19 protein-coding genes and 1 pseudogene are annotated in these 18,782 nt (G+C 69.0%); 15 read left to right on the forward strand and 5 right to left on the reverse strand.

The window, feature by feature from the left end:
- The first annotated feature begins 130 nt into the window (after positions 1–130).
- Together ACT2CW_RS45415 and ACT2CW_RS45420 are read left to right on the forward strand one after the other, a co-directional pair.
- Positions 131–1,015 carry a MurR/RpiR family transcriptional regulator gene (locus ACT2CW_RS45415; RefSeq protein WP_164427360.1) on the forward strand — a complete coding sequence of 295 codons (885 nt, stop codon included), beginning with the start codon at positions 131–133 and terminating at the stop codon, positions 1,013–1,015.
- A 14-nt stretch (positions 1,016–1,029) separates the two neighbouring features.
- The gene (locus ACT2CW_RS45420) at positions 1,030–1,701 is read left to right on the forward strand and encodes an HAD family hydrolase (RefSeq protein WP_445520795.1); all 672 of its coding nucleotides are present in this window, start codon (positions 1,030–1,032) and stop codon (positions 1,699–1,701) included.
- A gap of 37 nt (positions 1,702–1,738) precedes the next feature.
- Here ACT2CW_RS45420 and ACT2CW_RS45425 read toward each other — a convergent pair whose 3' ends face one another.
- The gene (locus ACT2CW_RS45425; RefSeq protein WP_445520796.1) at positions 1,739–2,404 is read right to left on the reverse strand and encodes a GntR family transcriptional regulator; all 666 of its coding nucleotides are present in this window, start codon (positions 2,402–2,404) and stop codon (positions 1,739–1,741) included.
- A 585-nt stretch (positions 2,405–2,989) separates the two neighbouring features.
- Between ACT2CW_RS45425 and ACT2CW_RS45430 the strand changes: the two genes are divergently transcribed.
- The 7 genes from ACT2CW_RS45430 (at position 2,990) to ACT2CW_RS45460 (ending at position 10,064) form a co-directional block, all read left to right on the forward strand.
- Positions 2,990–3,811: an ABC transporter permease gene (locus tag ACT2CW_RS45430; RefSeq protein ID WP_445520797.1), complete on the forward strand. Its 822-nt coding sequence runs from the start codon at positions 2,990–2,992 to the stop codon at positions 3,809–3,811.
- Positions 3,778–4,557 (forward strand): ABC transporter ATP-binding protein, encoded by a 780-nt coding sequence (locus ACT2CW_RS45435; protein ID WP_445520798.1) that lies wholly within the window; start codon positions 3,778–3,780, stop codon positions 4,555–4,557. Before ACT2CW_RS45430 ends, ACT2CW_RS45435 begins: the two co-directional genes overlap by 34 nt.
- Positions 4,558–4,648: 91 nt before the next feature.
- Positions 4,649–5,773, forward strand: a complete 1,125-nt coding sequence (locus ACT2CW_RS45440; protein ID WP_445520799.1) for an NrtA/SsuA/CpmA family ABC transporter substrate-binding protein — start codon at positions 4,649–4,651, stop codon at positions 5,771–5,773.
- Positions 5,774–5,831: 58 nt separating this feature from the next.
- Positions 5,832–7,196: an LLM class flavin-dependent oxidoreductase gene (locus ACT2CW_RS45445; protein ID WP_445520800.1), complete on the forward strand. Its 1,365-nt coding sequence runs from the start codon at positions 5,832–5,834 to the stop codon at positions 7,194–7,196.
- Positions 7,197–7,283: 87 nt separating this feature from the next.
- Positions 7,284–7,745 carry an OsmC family protein gene (locus ACT2CW_RS45450; RefSeq protein ID WP_164427348.1) on the forward strand — a complete coding sequence of 154 codons (462 nt, stop codon included), beginning with the start codon at positions 7,284–7,286 and terminating at the stop codon, positions 7,743–7,745.
- Positions 7,746–7,773: 28 nt separating this feature from the next.
- Positions 7,774–8,328, forward strand: coding sequence for an NADPH-dependent FMN reductase (gene ssuE, locus ACT2CW_RS45455; protein WP_445520801.1), 555 nt, complete (start codon positions 7,774–7,776; stop codon positions 8,326–8,328).
- Positions 8,325–10,064 (forward strand): SpoIIE family protein phosphatase, encoded by a 1,740-nt coding sequence (locus ACT2CW_RS45460; RefSeq protein WP_445520802.1) that lies wholly within the window; start codon positions 8,325–8,327, stop codon positions 10,062–10,064. The genes ssuE and ACT2CW_RS45460 overlap by 4 nt, the downstream gene beginning before the upstream one ends.
- A gap of 49 nt (positions 10,065–10,113) precedes the next feature.
- Here the strand turns inward: ACT2CW_RS45460 and ACT2CW_RS45465 are convergent, their stop codons facing one another.
- Together ACT2CW_RS45465 and ACT2CW_RS45470 are read right to left on the reverse strand one after the other, a co-directional pair.
- On the reverse strand, positions 10,114–10,365 hold the full coding sequence (locus tag ACT2CW_RS45465; protein ID WP_445520803.1) for a hypothetical protein: 252 nt from the start codon (positions 10,363–10,365) through the stop codon (positions 10,114–10,116).
- Complete coding sequence (locus tag ACT2CW_RS45470) at positions 10,358–10,711, reverse strand: hypothetical protein (protein ID WP_182473155.1); 354 nt, start codon at positions 10,709–10,711, stop codon at positions 10,358–10,360. The genes ACT2CW_RS45465 and ACT2CW_RS45470 overlap by 8 nt, the downstream gene beginning before the upstream one ends.
- A 184-nt stretch (positions 10,712–10,895) precedes the next feature.
- Between ACT2CW_RS45470 and ACT2CW_RS45475 the strand changes: the two genes are divergently transcribed.
- Positions 10,896–11,726, forward strand: a complete 831-nt coding sequence (locus ACT2CW_RS45475) for an alpha/beta fold hydrolase (RefSeq protein ID WP_445520804.1) — start codon at positions 10,896–10,898, stop codon at positions 11,724–11,726.
- A gap of 371 nt (positions 11,727–12,097) precedes the next feature.
- Positions 12,098–13,318, forward strand: coding sequence for a cytochrome P450 (locus ACT2CW_RS45480; protein WP_445520805.1), 1,221 nt, complete (start codon positions 12,098–12,100; stop codon positions 13,316–13,318).
- 305 nt (positions 13,319–13,623) lie between these two features.
- Here ACT2CW_RS45480 and ACT2CW_RS45485 read toward each other — a convergent pair.
- Positions 13,624–13,755: pseudogene (locus ACT2CW_RS45485) on the reverse strand (LysR family transcriptional regulator); the annotation flags it as partial.
- Positions 13,756–13,918: 163 nt separating this feature from the next.
- Between ACT2CW_RS45485 and ACT2CW_RS45490 the strand changes: the two are divergent.
- Positions 13,919–14,323: a hypothetical protein gene (locus ACT2CW_RS45490; RefSeq protein WP_445520806.1), complete on the forward strand. Its 405-nt coding sequence runs from the start codon at positions 13,919–13,921 to the stop codon at positions 14,321–14,323.
- Positions 14,324–14,980: 657 nt separating this feature from the next.
- Complete coding sequence (locus tag ACT2CW_RS45495) at positions 14,981–16,102, forward strand: LCP family protein (protein WP_445520807.1); 1,122 nt, start codon at positions 14,981–14,983, stop codon at positions 16,100–16,102.
- A gap of 99 nt (positions 16,103–16,201) precedes the next feature.
- Here the strand turns inward: ACT2CW_RS45495 and ACT2CW_RS45500 are convergent, their stop codons facing one another.
- The gene (locus ACT2CW_RS45500) at positions 16,202–17,359 is read right to left on the reverse strand and encodes an alkaline phosphatase PhoX (protein ID WP_182473162.1); all 1,158 of its coding nucleotides are present in this window, start codon (positions 17,357–17,359) and stop codon (positions 16,202–16,204) included.
- A gap of 216 nt (positions 17,360–17,575) precedes the next feature.
- Here ACT2CW_RS45500 and ACT2CW_RS45505 point away from each other — a divergent pair, with 216 nt between their 5' ends.
- Positions 17,576–17,920, forward strand: a complete 345-nt coding sequence (locus ACT2CW_RS45505; protein ID WP_138913160.1) for a hypothetical protein — start codon at positions 17,576–17,578, stop codon at positions 17,918–17,920.
- A complete protein-coding gene (locus tag ACT2CW_RS45510) occupies positions 17,917–18,762 on the forward strand; it encodes a hypothetical protein (protein ID WP_138913161.1) in 846 nt (281 codons plus the stop codon). Before ACT2CW_RS45505 ends, ACT2CW_RS45510 begins: the two co-directional genes overlap by 4 nt.
- Positions 18,763–18,782 lie beyond the last annotated feature (20 nt).

Here is an 18,782-nt window from a genome sequence, read left to right on the forward strand (position 1 = left end):
GCCAAGCTGGGGTTACCGAAGGATGAACTATCCAGATACAGCTTAGAACTCAGGATGGATCATCTATCCCGTGCTAGTCTCCTGCTCGCATCGACAGTCGATCCGTGTATGGCGAGCGAAGTGAGGTTCCGTGGTTGCGGCCAAGTCGTCCCTGGTGAGCGGTGAATTCGTCACTCGTGCCCAAGCCGCGCTGCCCGGCCTGGGCGCGACGGACAAGCGGTTCATCGAGCTGATCCTCAGCGACCCCGAAGCGGTGGTGCGCGGCTCGGTGACCGAGCTCGCCCAGAGGGCCGGTGTCGCGCAGTCCTCGGCGGTCCGTGCCTGCCAGCGCATCGGGTACCGGGGCTACCAGGACGTCAAGCTCGCCATCACCCGCGACCTCGCCCAGCAGGGCGAGGAGGAGCAGGAACTCGCTCACGAGGAGGGGATAGACGGCCAGACGCCTGCCGGTGACATCCTCGACCGCGTCCTGCGCCGCAGCGGCAGGGCCCTGGTCGACGCGGCACAGACCGTCGACCCCGAGTCGCTGTCACTCACCATCGACCGCATCGCTGCGGCCGGCCGTGTCCTCGTCATCGGCAACGGCACCTCCGCGGCGCCGGCCCATGACGCCGCCTACCGGCTCTCCGCGCTCGGCCTCGTCACGATGTTTCCCACCGATGTCATGGCCCAGCACCTGGCCGCTCGGCACCTGGACGAGTCCTGTGTGTGCCTCGTCGTCAGCCACACCGGTGCCAGCCGCGAGTCGCTGCGGGCCGCGGAGGCGGCGCGGACGGCAGGCGCCTTCACCGTCGCCATCACCAGCTTCACCAACTCGCCCCTGACCCGCGTCGTGGACACCGCGCTGATCGCGGGAGGGCCCGAATACGGCTTCCGCCTCGAAGCGATGGCCAGCCGCCTCGCCCACCTGGGGATCGTCGACGCTCTCTTCGTCGGCATCGCGGTCCGCCGTCCCCAGGCATCGACCAAAGCGCTCGACGTGATGGCCGACACCACGATCGAACACTCCCTGTAGAAGGAACACACCCAGTGCCCCACCACGACCACTCCCCAGTGATCGACCTGGCCGTCCTCGACATGGCCGGCACCACCATCGCCGACAACGGCATCGTCGAACGGGCCGTGGACGAAGCCCTGTTCCTCGCGGGTCTCGATGCGATCACCCCGGAAGCGCTCCGGCCCCTGCGCGGCATGGCGAAGACCGACATGTTCAACCGCTTGGCGCCCGATCCGCACAAGGCCTCGGAAGCCCACCAGAACTTCGTGGACCTCATGCTCAAGGCGGTGCTCGCCGGTGAGCTGCCCGCCAGGGACGGCGCCGAGGAAGTCCTCGTCGCCCTGCGAGAACGCGGGGTCAAGACCTGTCTCATGACCGGTTTCGACCTCGCGGTCCAGGGTGCGCTCCTCGACACGCTCGGCTGGCGCGACCTCGTCGACCTCACCGTTGCCCAGTCCGGAACACTCCGTGGCCGCCCCTACCCCGACATGATCCTCACCGCGGTCATCAGCCTCGGGATCGACGCGGTGCAGCGCGTCCTCGTCGCCGGCGACACGGCCAACGACCTGCTCGCCGGTACACGCTCCGGAGCCGGACATGTCATCGGAGTCCTCGGTGGAGCACACCAGAGGGAGCAGCTCGAGGCCGCACCGCACACCGCTATCGCCGACAACCTGGGAGAAGTGCTCGTGAACTTCGACTAGAGCGGGTCGCGGAAGGCCGATGCGCAGAAGGCGGACACTACGACGTGCCCCGCGCCGCCCGGGCCAGCGCGCCGAGGCGCAGGTCACGGGTGCGGCTCTGGTGCGCGATCATGCGGTCGCGCGCGGCGGACGCGTCGCGGTGTCGTACCGCGTCCAGGATCCCCGCGTGCTCCGTGAGGATCTGCTCGAGGTTGTCGGGCAGGTCGGTGGCCGAAGAGGTGTGTGCGTCGTACGTCTTCAACTGGGCGTCCAGACGGTCCATCAGTTCGGAGATGGTGGGGTTGTGCCCGGCCTCGCGCAGCACCACGTGCCATTCGCTGTTGAGGTCCCGCAGTTCGGCGGGATCGGTGGTGTCCGCCGTGCTTTCGTGGACGTGGACGAGACGGGCGAGGTCGAGTTCCGTCCGTCGCATGGCGGCGGCCTGCGCGATCGTCGACTCGAGCGCGATGCGCGCCTCGCAGATCTCCAGGATCTCCTCCGGGGTACGGGTACGGACCACGTAGCCGCGAGTCGCCTGCTCGACCAGCCCGTCCTGCTCAAGCCTGATCAGAGCCTCCCGCACCGGGGTGCGCGAGACGTTGTACTCGGCGCTCAGAGCCGATGGGATCAGAACGGTCCCCGGTCCCGCCTGCCCATTGACGATGCGCTGCCGGATGCGGGCGTAGTGGCTGATGGTGCGTCCATCGTCCTGTGAAGCGGTCACGTCCTCTTCCTTGTCATCTCGTCCACCACTCGATACAAGTGTATACAGATGTTTGCACATAGATGCAGCTGTGGTTATGATCCCCCCAAGTGCTCCGCAAGGCTCGGAGCGCACGGCAGACGGCCGACCTCCATGTCCAGGGGAGTTCCAGATGCATCGCGATGCCCAGTCACGGCGGGGTCCTGCCCGCCTGGCCGTCGTGATCGCCTTCCCGTGGCGGACCAAGTTGACGTGCCGTCGGCACATCGACCTCATGCGCAGCTCCAGCGCGCGCTGTCGCTGATCTTGATCACTTCGTAGCTTCACGTCCGGCGAGCCCGGCTCTCACACGTGAGCGTTTCCCAAGCACGTCGCCTTCGGCCCAGCCCGGGCGATGTGTCCCTCACGCCACCCGCCGCGCGCGGGAACCCTCCCACGGCCTCACACTCGGTTCGGCTCCCGCGCCGACTCCTGTGCGGGTGAGGACCGAGGCGATCATTCCTGAAGGGGAGATCCATGCCCGAGCGGCAACTGCTCACAAAAGAAGGGGGTCGGCTCCCTTCCGAGCCGGTGGGGAGCACCGGATCCGAAGCGGGGCGCGGGCCGGTGCCACCCTCGTCCCGATCCGCTGTCCCGCGCCGGATCGTCAGCCGACTACCCGCCCTCGGTCGTGCGGTCGGCCCCTGGGCCGTACCGCTGCTGGCTCTCGTGGTCTGGCAGGTCACCGCTCGGAACGGCGTCCTCCCGCCCTCCGTACTGCCCGCCCCCGAGGTGGTGGTACGGGCAGGTTCCGATCTCGCCGCCACCGGCGAACTCGAGCGGCACATCCTCGCCAGCCTGCGTCGCATCGCGCAGGGGTTCGGGCTGGGCGCGGTCACCGGTCTCATGCTCGGGTTTCTGGTGGGCATGTCGAAAATCGCGGACATACTTCTGGACCGCTCACTACAGATGGTCCGCACCATCCCGCACCTGGCACTGGTGCCCCTGATGATCGCCTGGTTCGGCATCGGCGAGGAGCCCAAGATCCTTCTCGTGGCGCTGGGCACGTTCTTTCCCATCTACCTGAACACCGTCACCGGCATCCGCGGGGTGGACCCCAAACTGCTCCAGCTCGGCCGTTCCTACGGACTGGGGCGATGGGCCCTGGTCCGGGAGATCGCGGTGCCCGGGGCGATGCCCACCATTCTGGCCGGCATCCGGTACTCCCTGGGCGTCGCCTGGATCACGCTCGTGATCGCCGAGACCATCTCGGCCAGTGACGGAATCGGCTACCTCGCCCAGGACGCGCGCCAGATGCTCCGCACCGATCAGATCGTGCTCGCCATCGTCTTGTACGCCTGCGCCGGCCTGCTCGCCGACCTCCTCACCCGGCTCATCGAACGAAGGATCCTGCGATGGCACCCCAGCTACCGCCGCCCGTCCCCGTGACCCGTCCGCAGGCTTCCCAGGGCGCCGGGCTTTCGCTTGACGCCGTGGGTCGGCGGTACGGCGACCGTTGGATTCTGCGGAACCTCGACCTGGAGATCGAGTCCGGCTCCTTCGTCTCCTTCCTCGGCCCCAGCGGCGTGGGCAAGAGCACACTGCTGCGGATCATCGCCGGACTCGAGCAGCCGAGCACAGGCGGTGTCACCCTGCGCGGAAGCGGACCGGGGCCCGTCACGGCCCGCATGATGTTCCAGGAGGACCGTCTGCTGCCCTGGCGCAGCGTCGAGGACAACGTCCGGCTGGGCGTCAACGGCCGTAGGGACGAGGCGCGTGCGCTGCTGCGAGCCGTGGGCCTGGACGGCCGGGGAAGCGCCTGGCCGACCGAACTGTCCGGAGGGCAGAAGCAGCGAGTCGCCCTCGCCCGCGCCCTGCTGCACCACCCCGAACTCCTGCTGCTGGACGAACCGTTCGGTGCCCTGGACGCCATCACGCGGATCAAGATGCAGCAACTCGTGGAACGGCTCTGGCTGGACCAGCCGCGCACCGTCCTGCTCGTCACCCATGACGTGGAGGAAGCGCTGGTGCTCTCCGACCGCGTACTGGTCCTGGCGGCCGGCTCGCTCGGACGAGACCTGAGGGTCGACCTTCCCCGCGGGGACCGGCGCGGGCACCCGGACCTCGTGGCCTGGAAGGAGGAGATCCTCCAGGACCTGCTCGAACCCGCGTCCGCCGGAACCGAAGCCGCCTGAATCAGCCCGGACACCGGCCGCGGACCGACCGTCCCCGGCCCACCCTCGTACCCCCTCATCCGCCACCCCGCGGAATGCCAAGGACCTCACCATGCCCAGACTCCGCCGTATCACCTCCCGCTCTGCCATCCCCACGACTCCTGCCGACGGGCTCTCCCGCCGTGGACTCCTCGCCCTTGGAGGCCTCGCCGCCCTCACCCCCGCCCTCGCGGCCTGCGGTGCGGACAAGACAGCCGGACCGGAGACCAAGCCGCTCGCGGACGGAGTGCCCCAAAAGCTCCGCTTCGCGGTCATCGGAAGCGGCAAGACCGGCATACCCGCGACCCTCCGCTACAAGATGAACGGCGTGAACCTCGGCAGGACTCTCGGCGGCACGACCGTCTCCTGGCCGTCCGGGTTCACCGCCTCCCTGCCCGTCATGGAGGCCTTCAAGGCCGGAAGCGTCGACTTCTCCTTCGCCACCGCCACCGCCGTCGCCTACGCGGTCGGCGGTGACGTCCCGATCGTGCCGCTCGCCGCCTACCCGCTGCCCGGCACCGAGGTGGAGATCCTCGTGCCGCGCGGCTCGGCCATCCACGGCGCCGCGGACCTCAAGGGCAAGCGGATCGCCGACCAGAAGGGCACGACCGGCACCTACAGCCTCATCAAGTACCTGGAGACCGCCGGATTGCGGCTGGACGACATCGACTACGTCAACCTGCCCGCCGCCGATGCCGAGTCCGCGTTCGCCAACGGCAAGGTCGACGCCTGGATCAGCTGGCAGCCCGCGATCGGCCTGGCCAGGACCCGGCACAAGGCGCGCAGCCTGCCCGGGGTCAAGACGTACGACTACAGCTTCTACGTGGCCAGTGAGTCGTTTGTGAAGGACTATCCCGAAGCGGTGGCGAAGACCGTGCGCGCCGTCCGTGACGCGCAGCGGAGCATCAACCGGTCGCCCGAGCAGAGCGTCGAGTTCTTCGACCGCATCGGCGGCTTCGGCTCGACGGATGTGGAGCGCGCCGTCTACCTGGAGCTGACCCGCAAGAAGCTCCTGTCCGACTCGAACGCCGATGCCCTCGCGGCGGTCGACGGCAAGGCGATCGAGAGCACCCAGGATCTCGCCGACAACTTCCACGCCCTGGGCGTCTACCCGTCCAAGATCGATGTGGCCGGATTCCTGCGGGACAGCCGCTTCGATTCCATCAGGAAGACGGTCGCCGCCGAACTGGGGAAGTGACCTCGGCACCGATCTCGGACAGTCCACGGCCGCGTAACTCTCAGGCAGAAAGACCCCGATGAACAGCTCCCGGAACCACACGAACCACATGCATCTGGCCGCCTTCGTGACCGCGGGTCCCGGTCGGCCGGGCGGCTGGCGCCACCCGGGTGCCGACCGGAACTGGCTGTCCGCGTCCCATTACCAACACATCGGCAGGGTGCTCGAAGAGGGCAAGTTCGACCTGATGTTCTTCGCGGACATCCTGTCCGTACCGGACCGCCTCGGCAACAGCATGGACAGCCAGCTCCGGTACGGATCGCTCGGGTCCCTGCGCCTCGACCCCACCCCCATCCTGGCGTCGATCGCGGCCGTCACCGACCACATCGGCCTGGCCGCCACCGTGTCCACCAGTTATCTGGAACCCTTCCCGGTGGCACGTTCGTTCGCCACGACCGATCACCTCAGTGACGGCCGGGCTGCTTGGAACGTGGTCACCTCCTTCCAGGACTCCGAAGCGCGCAACTTCGGCAACGACCGGCACATCGACCGGGACAAGCGCTACGAGCGGGCCGATGAGTTCCTCGAAGTGGCCTGCAAGCTCTGGGACAGCTGGGAGGACGACGCTCTCGTCCTCGACCCGGACACCCCGCTGTTCGCCGAACCCGAGCGCGTGCGCCACATCGACCATGAGGGGGAGTGGTTCAGTGTCCGGGGCCCGCTCAACGTGGCGCGTCCGCCGCAGGGCTATCCGGTGATCATCCAGGCCGGCGCCTCGCCCAAGGGGCGTGACTTCGCGGCCCGCTGGTCGGACGTCATCTTCTGTAGCCACGCCTCGCTCGAGTCGGCCCGTGAGTTCTACCAGGACATCAAGGGCCGCGCCGAGCGCCATGGCCGTCGCCCCGAGGACGTCAAGATCCTGCCGATGGCGACCCCCGTCATCGGCCCCAGCACCGAGGCGGCACAGCGGTCCGCGGATGAACTGGCCGACCTGGTACCGCCGCTGGCGGGGCTGTCGACTCTGTCCTACCACTTGGACGTCGACCTCTCGGGTCTCCCGCTCGACGAGCCGCTGCCCGATGTGGATGTTCCCGGTGTCCAGGGCCACTACAAGGAGGTCGTGGAGATGACCCGGCGCGAGGGCCTGACGCTGCGGGAACTGGGCAAGCGCTATGGCGGCCGCGTCGAGGGCACGTTCGTCGGAACCGCAGCCGAGGTCGCCGACGGCATGGAGCGATGGTTCACCGAAGGCGCCTGCGACGGTTTCACCCTGGGTGCCGTCCACACGCCGGGCGCCTTCGAGGACTTCGTCCGTCAGGTGGTGCCGGAACTCCAGCGTCGGGGCGTGTTCCGGACCGAGTACGAAGGCCGGACGCTGCGCGACAACCTGGGCCTGGAGCGCCCAGCGGCCGGAGCGTGGCGCAGCCGCCGGCACGGCGTATGACCCGCGACCGGTGTGGGCGCGATCCCCGAGTCGCGCCCGCCCAGCCTCTCTTCGACGACCGGACGACCAAAGGGAAGACCACGGACGATGACGACCGCAGGCCAGACCACAAGCATCAGCGGCCGCACCACGGACACCCTGGGCCGGTTCCTGGTGACCGCACGGGGCAACCACTTCGTCTCCGACGCGCGAACCGGGCCGGGGGAGGCGGTCCAGGCGGGGGAGCTGTTGCTGGCATCGCTCGCGTCCTGCTCCCTGAGCAACATCCAACTCCACGCACGGGAACGGGCATCGGGTTTGACCGGCGGGCAGGCTCAGGTCAGCTACGAACGCGATCCCGAGGACCCCACCCGGTATGCCCGCATCCGCCTCGAACTGCGGCTGAGCGGAGTCACCCAGGAGGAGGCGGAGGCCTTGACCGGGCTCTTCACCGACAGCTGTCCCATCTACAACACGCTGCGGCGGGGCGGAAACGTCCAGATCGCCGTCCGCACCGAAGCGCCCGCCCCCGCCTCCTCCGTTCCCACGGGACGAGCGCCGGCGGTGTGACCTCGCGCGTCAACCTGGAGAGTCCTTCATGGCTGCCATTCTGTCCGTCTCGGGAAGCCCGTCCGCCGTCTCACGCACGGCTCATCTGCTTCGCCACGTGACGAGTCGACTCACGCGCCACGGCCACGACGTGGCCACCTTGAACGTCCGGACGCTGCCGGCCGACGCGCTTCTCGGCGCCGACTTCCACCACCCGGCGATCGTCGAGGCGGCGGCCCGGTTCGAGCATGCGGACGGGGTGGTGATCGGCACTCCCGTCTACAAGGCCGCTTACAGCGGTCTGCTGAAGGCCCTACTCGATCTCCTCCCGCAGTACGCACTCGCCGGCAAGACCGTGTTGCCCCTCGCCACCGGCGGCAGCACCGCCCACGTCCTGGCCATCGACTATGCGTTGCGCCCCGTCCTGAGCTCCATGGGGGCCGCGCACATCGTGCAGGGGCGGTTCACTCTGGACAGGGACATCGCCGTCGGTGACGAGCGCGCCGATATCGATCCGGCGGCGGCCGACGCACTGGACCGGGTCACCGACACTTTCTCAACCGCGCTGCCCGGCCCCGCGAACATCCTTGCCTCTACGGCATGACGCCCGCGCAGGTCATGGCCTGCGTTATGGTGCCGCGACCATGCTCGACTGCGACGACCAGGGTGGCCCGGGGACCGGTATCCGCGGGGACCTTCTTACCCGACCTCGGAGGTACCACAGCGATGACGCCGACCGCTCCCACGGGCGTCGTCGCGGCGCTGGACAGCCGGAATCCGACGGCGGTGCTACAGCCACGCGCGGAGGCGGCCCGGCAGCGGGCGGATGTCGACTTCGGCTCCGGCGCGGGCGCGCTCGCAGCGTCGACGGTCGGCACGATGCTGGTCTCCCGGCGGCTGCGGCGGCAGACGCACGGGCTGGGGCCGACGGAAATGACACGGATGTACGAGCACCATGATGCGGTGCTGCACGCGGTCCGGGCGGGCGTGCTCATCATCGGAGCCGACGGGCGGCTGCTGCTGGTCAACGACGATGCACGGCGACTGTTCGATCTGCCGACCGACGCGGAGCGCCGGTATGTGGACGACATAGGTCTGGACAGCAAGACGGTGCGGCTGCCGGCATCGGCAGACCCGGTCACGGATGGGAAGATCGGGACCACACTGGACGTCGTCCGCACCGCACAGGAACTGACAGAGGTGGCGGTGCCACGGTTCGCCGACGTCGTCGCCGTGGATCTTCTGGACGCGGTGGTACAGGGGGAAGAACCGGCCCGGGAGCCGTGGGGGCAGATGCGGCACACGGCGATCAGCGGTCATCGCGACGGGTTGCCCCTGTATCCGGAGGGTGAGTTGATCACGTTCCGGCCGGGAACACCACAGGCCCGGGCGCTGGAGACGGGGCGGGCGCTGGTCGATGCGGACCTGCTGGGGACCGGAGAGTGGCGGGAGCAGGATCCCGACCGGGCCCGAAGGATGCTGGTGGTCGGCCACGGTCTGCATGCGGCGGCGACCATGGGACGGTTGCGCACCGCGATCCACAACTCGTCTGCCCTGGATCTGTCGGCCGACGAACTTCTGGGCTATCTGGATGAGCTGGTGACCCACATGGACGCCGACGAAAGCGAAGAAGAGGCCGAGCATGAGGTCACTGGAGCCACCTGTCTGTACGCGATCTACGACGCGGTCTCCGGAACGTGCACCATCGCCCGTGCCGGCCACCTGGGCCCGGCCCTGGTCCACCCCAACGGCGCCGTCTCGTTCCCCGACACCCCGGTCTCACCGCCCCTGGGCCTCGGTGGCGGTCTCCCGGTCGAAACCGCCACCCTGCACCTGCCGGAGGGCAGCCGACTGGCCCTGTTCACCGACGGATTGATCGAGGACCGCCATCGGGACCTCGACACAGGCCTGGAGCTTCTGCGAGACGTCCTTGCCCAAACCCACCGAACCCCGGAACAGACCTGCCAGGCGGCATTTGAACTGGGCTTCACCAGCGAACCGATCACCAGCGAACTGATCACCACCGAACTGATCACCAGCGAACTGGTCGCCAACGCCATCCGGTACGGCACACAACCCGCCCGGCTGCGCCTGCTGCACGACCGCACCCTCATCTGCGAGGTCGCGGACGGCTCCAGCACCTCGCCGCACCTGCGCCGGGCGGCCACGACCGACGAGGGCGGGCGAGCCCTGTTCCTGGTCGCCCAGTTCGCCCAGCGCTGGGGGACCCGCTACACGGCCCGCGGCAAAATCATCTGGACCGAACAGTCCCTCCACGACGACGGCGCGGCCCCCACCACCGCGCTGACCGGCGCCCTCCTGGACCAATGGGAAGAGTGAACGACCCCCAGCGGCCCCGCTTGGGCGAGGCACCGGTCGGCGGTGACTGTCAGCCGAACCAGGTGGCCTGGAGCACCACGATGCGCTCGCCGCGCACGTCGGTGAGATAGGTGAGCATGAGATGGCCCCGGGCCTCGGTGCGCAGCCCGGGGCTGGAACCGGTGTACGAGGCGCCTTCGAGGAAAACCATGGACTCCCGCACGGCGATCTCCTGCGCCAGCTGCTCGGCCTCGGCGCGTGCCTCGGGTGGCAGCTCATTAAGAAGATCGTCCGGGTCGGATTCCCAGTGCCAGTCAGCCACCAGCGACCTCTCGGTGCGCAGCCCGTACGATCTCCCCCGCCTCGCGGATGGCGCGGGCCCGCACGTCCGCGTCCTCGCTGTCCATGGCGGCCTCGGCCGCGTGCAGCCGGTCGGCTGTCCGGGGATGCCGTTCGATCTCCACGGTCACCCCCCACTGGCGGTAGAACATCCGGATCGGCACGACACTGTCCTCCTCGCCCGCCCGGATGAACGCCTTCTGCATGTCTTCGAAGAACTCCGGCAAGCGGGAAGGTGCCACTGCGGCCACGGCCTGGCGCAACGCGGGAAGGGTGAGGGCAGGCATGGGGATCAGCGGACCGTCGTTCTCTGTACGTGGCACTGTCATGGTCAGCCCCTTCCCTCGCCCCGTGCAGCTCCCGCGTCAGCCTATCGCTCATCCATATCGCCGGCCGCCGCGCGGGAGACCCCCGTGCCCCGCTGCCCGGTGCCGACGCGCCGTGGACGGCAGGGCAGACTGTCGGCGGGGCCACGCGGTGACGAGGCGCGGCGACGAGACCGGGAGGGGACCGATGACCGACACATCCGCCCACCAGCACTCGGAGGCAGCCGGACCAGTACACGTCACCGTGTGGGAGGACGGTGGAGCGGGCCTCCCATCCGTCGTCCTGGTCCACGGGATTCTCACCTGGGGTGACGACGAGCGATACGGCTTCGCGGCGCAGCGCCCGCTGGCCGACCGGCACCGGCTGCTGGTGATGGACCGCAGAGGTTACGGGCGCAGCCCGGACATCGCGCGCAGCGACTGGTCGATCGATGCCGAGGACATCGTCGGGCTCCTCGGTACCGGGGCCCATCTGGTCGGACACGCGTACGGCGGCGTCAGCGCGATGGCCGCCGCCGTACGCCGTCCCGACCTGGTCCACTCGCTCACCCTGATCCAGCCCGGCGCGCTGCGGCCCGCCGAACGTCACCCGGTCGTCGCCGAGGCGCTGGCGCGGGCCCGCGCGGCCACCGCCGCGCTGCCCGCCGACCTCACGCCCCAGGAGTTCCTGAGCGCGGCTACCGCATCGGTCGGCATGGCGACACCGGAGCCGACGCCGGCGCGGCTGCGCGCCGCGGCCGCCTCGATGGCCGAACGCCCCTGCTGGGACGCGGACATCCCACTCGGACCGCTGGCCGAGGCGCCCTTCCCCAAGCTGATGATCTCCGGTGACTGGGACGGGGCGCCCGAGCAGTACCGAAAGTACGCCGGCGAGCCGCTGATCGCCTGCGCCGACCATGTCGCGGCGGCGATCGGGGCCGACCACCTGATCGTCCCCGGCTACTACCCACACACGCAGCAGCCCGAACAAACCAATGCCGCACTGCGGGAGCTATGGGACCACGCCGAGCGAGCGTGACCGCTTCGTGGAACAGCCGGCCGAGAACACGGAGGGCTCGTGATGAACCACAACCTGGCCGCGCTGACGGCCGCGACCGCCACCAAGCCCATCACGCCTACGTCGGCCTCGAAGCGCTGAAGGTACCGGCCTTGAGCGAATCTCGATCGACGCCTTCTCCCGGGCGGCGGTGACTTCAGCGTGGCGCCCGGGGGCGGCCGGGAGCGGACCTGGACCCGCCGGTTCCGCTGCGTCTAGCCTTGGCCACGACCTGACGTCCCATCATGTGGCATGGGCGGGGCCGTCGTCGTGACCTGTCGTGCTGCCTCGGGCCATATGCCAGGGTGCGTACGGCCGGTGACCGCCGCCGCTCGCCCAGGAAGCGCTCCGTCATGACGACCACCCCCTCCACGGCGCCCGACATCCTCTCCCCGGAGTTCGCGGCGGACCCCTACCCCGCCTACCGGACCATGCGCGAGGACTTTCCGCTGATCCACCACCACACGACCGACGGCTACATCATCTCCCGCTATGAGGATGTCGCCCGGGCCTTCAAGGACCCGGTGTTCACCAGCCACAACTACGACTGGCAGATCGAGCCGGTGCACGGCCGGACCATTCTCCAGATGGACGGGCGTGAGCACTCCGTGCGTCGCGCGCTGGTGGCGCCCGCCTTCCGCGGGAAGGACTTACGGGAGAAGTTCCTGCCCGTCATCGAGCGCAACTCCCGGGACCTCATCGACGCCTTCCGGGACGCGTCCGAAGCCGATCTGGTGGGACAGTACGCGACCCGCTTTCCGATCAACGTGATCGTCGACATGCTCGGGCTGGACCGGGCGGACCACGGCCGGTTCCACGTCTGGTACACCTCGATGATCGACTTCCTGGGCAATCTGAGCCAGGACCCCGAGGTCGCGGCGGCGGGGCTGCGCACCCGGGACGAACTCGCCGCCTACATGATCCCGATCATTCGGGACCGGCGCAGTCACCCGGGCGACGACCTGCTCTCCGTCCTGTGCACCGCCGAGATCGACGGCACGCGGATGAGCGACGAGGACATCAAGGCGTTCGTCAGCCTGCTGCTCGCGGCGGGCGGTGAGACGACGGACAAGGCCATCGCCGGTCTCTTCCGCAATCTGCTGGCCCATCCGGAGCAACTGGCGGCCGTGCGCGAGGACCGTACGCTCATCCCGGCGGCCTTCGCCGAGACGCTGCGCTTCACGCCTCCGGTGCACATGATCTTCCGTCAGCCGCGCGAGGACGTGGAGGTGAGCGGTGGCACGATTCCGTCGGGTGCCACCGTCACCTGTCTGATCGGGGCGGCCAACCGTGACGAGGGCCGTTACGCCGATCCCGACACGTTCAACATCTTCCGCGAGGACCTGACGACCGGCAGCGCCTTCTCGGCCGCCGCGGACCATCTGGCCTTCGCGCTCGGGCGGCACTTCTGCGTGGGGGCGCTGCTGGCGAAGACCGAGGTGGAGGTGGGCGTCAACCACCTGCTGGACGCCTTCCCGACGATGGCCTTCGCCGACGGTGAGGCCCCCACCGAGACAGGGGTGTTCACCCGGGGCCCGGGCTCGCTGCGGGTGCGGTTCACCCAGCGGGCCTAGCCGCGGGCCGGGGATGGGAGCTCCGGGACGGCGGCTCCCGGAGCCGTCCGGGCCAGCGGAAGGCCGTGTGCCCGGTCAGTGCCTGGCCGAGGGCGAGGGTACGCATCTCGGATGTGTGCCGAGGCTTACGCCCATCGGTGAGACGTCATCCATCACAATCGACGGGCGATCACCGCTATCCGTGGAAGTCCGCCGGGGTGGGCAGAACCCGGTCGGCGACGCGCAGCACCGCCGCCAGCGCGGCGGACTGGTTGCCCGAGCGCCAGCCCAGCGCGATCGGCAGCACCGGCACACAGCGCCACGAAGCCGAGGTCCAGTTCCAGCAGCCGGATCTGCTCGCTGAGCGGCGACTGGGCGATGTGCAGCCGCTCGGCTGCCCGCCCGAAGTGCGGTTCCTCGGCGACGACGACGAATCCGGAAAGGTGACGTAGCTCCACACACCCGACCATGCCATCCACACCGCTGCAAGAGAACTGACGCCACATCAAATTGCCGCGGCCGGGACCGGTTCTCTGCAGAATTCATAACACCCCGGGAACACCGGTGTGAAACGAGTGTGAAGAAGGTTTCGGTTGGGCTGTCCCGGCAAGGGGGAGCCCCATGAGTTACCCCCATGACCGCATAGCGGATAACAGTCAGTACAACAGCGATGGAAATCGTCCATACCATGCCGACCCGGTCGGCTATCCCGCCCCCGCCAATCAGCGCCGGGCGGCCAATCGAGGGGGTCTGGGCGCAGACAGGACAGCGCTGGTCATTCACACCGTCGCAGACATTGCCGCGGGTTTTCTGGCGTTGTGGATCCTGCTGTACATGCTCGACGCGAATCAGGCGAATGTCTTCGTCGACTTCGTGCACGGTGTAGCGGACTGGCTCGCCGGCTGGTCGCAGGACATCTTCACGATGGACACGGAATCGGTGCGGGTCTTCTTCAACTACGCACTGCCCGCGGTGATTTACCTGGCGATCGGGCACGGTGCGGCGGCCTGGGTGCGACGGCTCTGACGCGGCAGGCTCGGCGGCCGGTACCCCTCCTCGTGCCGAGGGGTGCCGGCCGCCGTCGTGTTCGGGCGGACCATGCGGCTACCAGCGGCGATGCCCCGCGCGGACGACGTCGGCGCCTGGGGCAGGCAAGGGGCTGGAGGGGGGCGCGGGCGGATAGCGAGTACCCGCCCGCGCCACGCGCCCTGCTGTCCCTGAACCCGGGGGGGACCGGAGATCGACCAGGGAGGGCGCGCGCCGATGACCAATCGGCAGTACTTACAGCGCCGTACCGTAAACGCGTGTTACTCCTGGGCCATTTTCGCCCGGCGCACCCCGTCCGAGCGTGGTCGAGTAACACGATCCGCGCCCCCGGCGCTGTAGGTAATGGAGCCATCAGCGCCGCCGTGGAGTGGTGTGTGGAACCATGCCCCAGCCGCACGCGGCAAATCCCGGAACATCAGCACATGAGAGCCGGAGGTCCACCGAGAGCACACTCAGATAATGTCCGAAATGCAGAGTGGTCGCAAGGCCTTCACATTCGCAGTCACAGCTGATGGGAAATATCGGCTGTGCGCTTTTCGCTGCCCGCCGTAATTGTGTATCGAATTGGAAACACTCCGAGGCGCATGCCCTCCGCCATTTGCGTTTCAGTCGGGTGAGGAATGCACACTGTCGGGCATGCACCCAAGGACAGACAGTAGAAACGCCGACTACGCGCACCCTGGTGGATGGGGAAACGCCGCGCCGGGCGCCGACGGCCCGTACCCACCGGATGACTTCCCGTACGAGGGGCACGGTGGCGGGCACCGCGGCAGACCGCACCGCCGCCGTGGCAGGACGGTCGTACGCGTCCTGGTCGCCGTGGTCCTGGTTCTGCTGGTCGTCTCGGTGGCGACGTACTTCTGGGCCGACTCCCAGCTGCGCAAGGAAGTCGACCTAGGCAAGGTGGTCGACCGCCCCGGCACGGGGGAGGGCACCAACTATCTGATCGTGGGATCCGACAGCCGCGAGGGCATGTCCGACCAGCAGAAGAAGGACCTGCACACGGGCTCCGCCGACGGCAAGCGCACGGACTCGATGATGATCCTGCACGACGGCGCGTCCGGCCCGACACTCATATCGCTTCCGCGCGACTCGAACGTGACCATCCCGAAGTTCCGCGGCTCCCAGTCCGGACGTCTCAAGGGCCCGCTGGGCGACAACAAGCTGAACGCCACGTACTCCATCGACGGCCCACAGCTGCTGGTCCGCACCGTCGAGTACAACACCGGCCTGCACATCGACCACTACGCGGAGGTCGGGTTCTCCGGCTTCGCCAACATCGTGGACTCCATCGGCGGCGTCGACATGAACCTCGACAAGGGCTTCAAGGACAAGTGGTCCGGCGCCGACTTCGAGGCGGGCGAGCAGACGCTGAACGGCCGGCAGGCACTCGCGTTCGTCCGCACCCGGCACGCGTTCGCCACCAGCGACCTGGAGCGCACCAAGAACCAGCAGAAGTTCCTCTCCGCGCTGGCGGACCAGACCGCGACGCCCGGCACGCTCCTGAACCCCTTCAAGCTCTACCCCACCATGGGCGCCGGACTCGACACCCTCATCGTCGACAAGGACATGAACCCCTACTACCTGGCCAAGATGTTCTTCGCCATGCAGGACGTCACCGGCAGCGACGGCAAGTCGATCAACATGCCGATCTCCGGCAGCGTCGGCGGCAACCTCCAGTGGGACAAGGCCAAGGTCAAACAGCTTGTGCAAGAGCTCAGGAACGACGACCCGGTCACCGTGACCGACGCACAGTGATGGGCGATGGGGCAGCGGCCGCTCGATGAGCGGAGTGGGCCGGAGCCGCCGCCGGGCCCTTGACCGGCGGCGGCCCCGGCTCCGGTGCACCGCGGGCCGTCAGCCGCGGAACGGCCCCGTCACCTCGTAGGTGATGCCGCCCGACGAGCTGCCGCTGGTGCCGCGCTGGCTGGAGAAGTACAGCCGCCTGCCGTCCGGTGAGAACGCCGGGCCGGTGATCTCCGAGCCCGACTGGCCGTCGACGCGCAGGAACGGGGCCACCACATCGTCCGGGGTGATCACGCAGATCTCCATGTTCCCGCCGTCCTCGGCCACGTACAGATCGCCGGAGGACGCGCCGGTCACGTTGTCCACACCGGTCAGCGGCGCCGTCCCACCGGTCACCAGCGAATCGTCATAGGCCAGTTCGATCGTCCGGGCGGCAGCGTCGTAACTCCACACCCGGTTGTCGCCCTTGGTGGTGAACCAGCAGGTGTCGTTCGCGTAGTAGCACCCTTCGCCACCGTTGAACCGCTTGGCCCCGGCCACCTGGTTACGGGTGGCGGTGGCGCCGGTCGGGTCCGGCACGGCCGCCCAGGTGACGGGGCCACTGGTGCCGGAACCGGCGACCATGACCTCCAGCCTCCCGGAGGACAGATCACCCCATGTCGTCGGCGTGAAACGGTAGAAGCACCCGTCCGTGACGTCCTCGGTCATATAGACGGTCCGGCGGACGGGATCGGCCGCCGCCGCCTCGTGCTTGAAGCGGCCCATCGCGTCGCGCCGCACCGCGGCCTTCACGCCCCACGGATCGGTCTCGTACACATAGCCCCGGTCGACCTCCTCACAGGACAGCCAGGTGTTCCACGGGGTCTTGCCTCCGGCGCAGTTCTGCCGGGTACCGGAGAGGACGCGGTACGCGCCCGTGACCGCCCCGGCCGAGGAGAACGCCACCGCGCTCGCCCCACCCGACGGGTTGATCTCCGAGTTGGAGACGTAGATCCAGCCGCTGCCGTCGGCGTAACAGGCCCCGCCGTCCGGGGCGTCGTGCCAGGTGTACGAGGTGCCGGCGACCGTCTGCCGGGAACGGGCGATCACCCGGCTGGTGAACCCGGCGGGAAGCCGTACGCCATTGGCGTCCGGCGAACCGAGCGCCCCGTACGGGCCGGCGCCCGGCTGTGCGGGCGCGGCGTACGCGGCGCCGCGCCACAGGGTTCCGCCGAGAGCTGCCGAGGAGCCGCCGATGACGGCGGCACGCAGGAGGGTGCGACGTTTCACTCTGGCTCCAAGGAGTGCCGTGACCATATCCCCGCCGCCGGCCGACGGCGGGGTCCCACGGCCATGGACCCTAGCCAGACGGCCAGTAGGTGGAATTGACAGGGCTTGGACAACACATGACGCGGGCATGGAGTGTCCGGCGGACCTCCCGGCCGAACGTGGCTCTGTCCGCGGTTTTCGTGAATCCCCGGGCCATGGCACGGGCATGATGGCCCGGTGCGGGAAGAATTGATAGTGCGGTTACGCGGGACGTGGCAGCAGACCGAACCACCCGACACGGGGCTGGTCGGTACCGCTCTCGCGCGGTTCGGCGCGGACCTCGTCGAGGTGATGCCGGCCGAGCCGGGCGACCTCCGGATGCTGATCGTGGTGCCGGAGACGGCCGACCTGATCGCCGTCGGCTCTGCGGTGGCGGACGCGCTGGCGCTGCCGTCGCCCCGGATCACCTTCGAGCGCGCGGTCTCCGAGGTCCGGGGCGTCGCCGGGCGCGGCTACTCCTGCTCCTGCGGCGGGGTCGACGGCGATCACACCGCGGAGTGCCCGAGAGCGGCCGGCACATGAGCTGGCGGCCACCCGTTCCGATGGGCTACCTGGACAGCATCCAGGCGGTCGGCGGGTTCGCCGCCCCGCTGCTCGCCGGAGGAAGCTTCACGCTCGCGGTGGTGGCGCTCCAGTCGGCCCCGGGCCCCGCGGCCGTCAGCCGTTGGCCGGACGCCTCCCTGGCTCTGTTCGTCCTGTCCGGTCTGCTCCAGATCGCGACCATTCAGGCGACGGCATGGACCCGACGCTACATGTGCACCCCGGGCGACCTTCTGGAGTGGTTCCCCGGCGAGGAGACCGACGGGGCTCCGAGCCGGTTCCTGACCGGTATGCAGGAGAGCCATCTGCGGCAGGCCCAGCGCTGGGCGAACCTGGCACGCGGCTTCTACCACGCGGGAATCGTCGCGCTGCTCACCGGGCTGTTCGTCATCTGTGTGCCCCGAGGGCAGCCGACCGGCGGCCGCTGGGCGGTCCTCGCCGTCTGTGCGGCCGGCATCGTGGGGGAACTCGCCTGGCTGGTCAGGGCCACCTTTCTCGATCGCGCGATCCGCCGCGACGCCTGGCTCGGCATGGCCGTCCTGCTCGCCATCCTGGTATCGGTGTCCGCGCCCGGCATCTGGTACGGCTGGCCGGTGCGTATCGGGGGCGCCGCCTGCCTTCTGCTGTGCCTCCTGCCGCTCATCCTGCGCCGATCGGTCACCACGGCCTCGGTCACCTCGGCGCTGAGCCTGAGTCTGGGTGTGATCGCCCTGTTCTTCCGTATACCTCAGCCGCTCGTCGTGATAGCGCTGGTGCCGGCGTTCTTTCTCGGAGCCCACGCGTTCGTGGACCTCACCCGCCGTCAGCGCGCTGTGAGCGGGTGACCAGACGTCACCGGAGACGA

This window comes from Streptomyces sp. NEAU-174 (assembly GCF_052665095.1).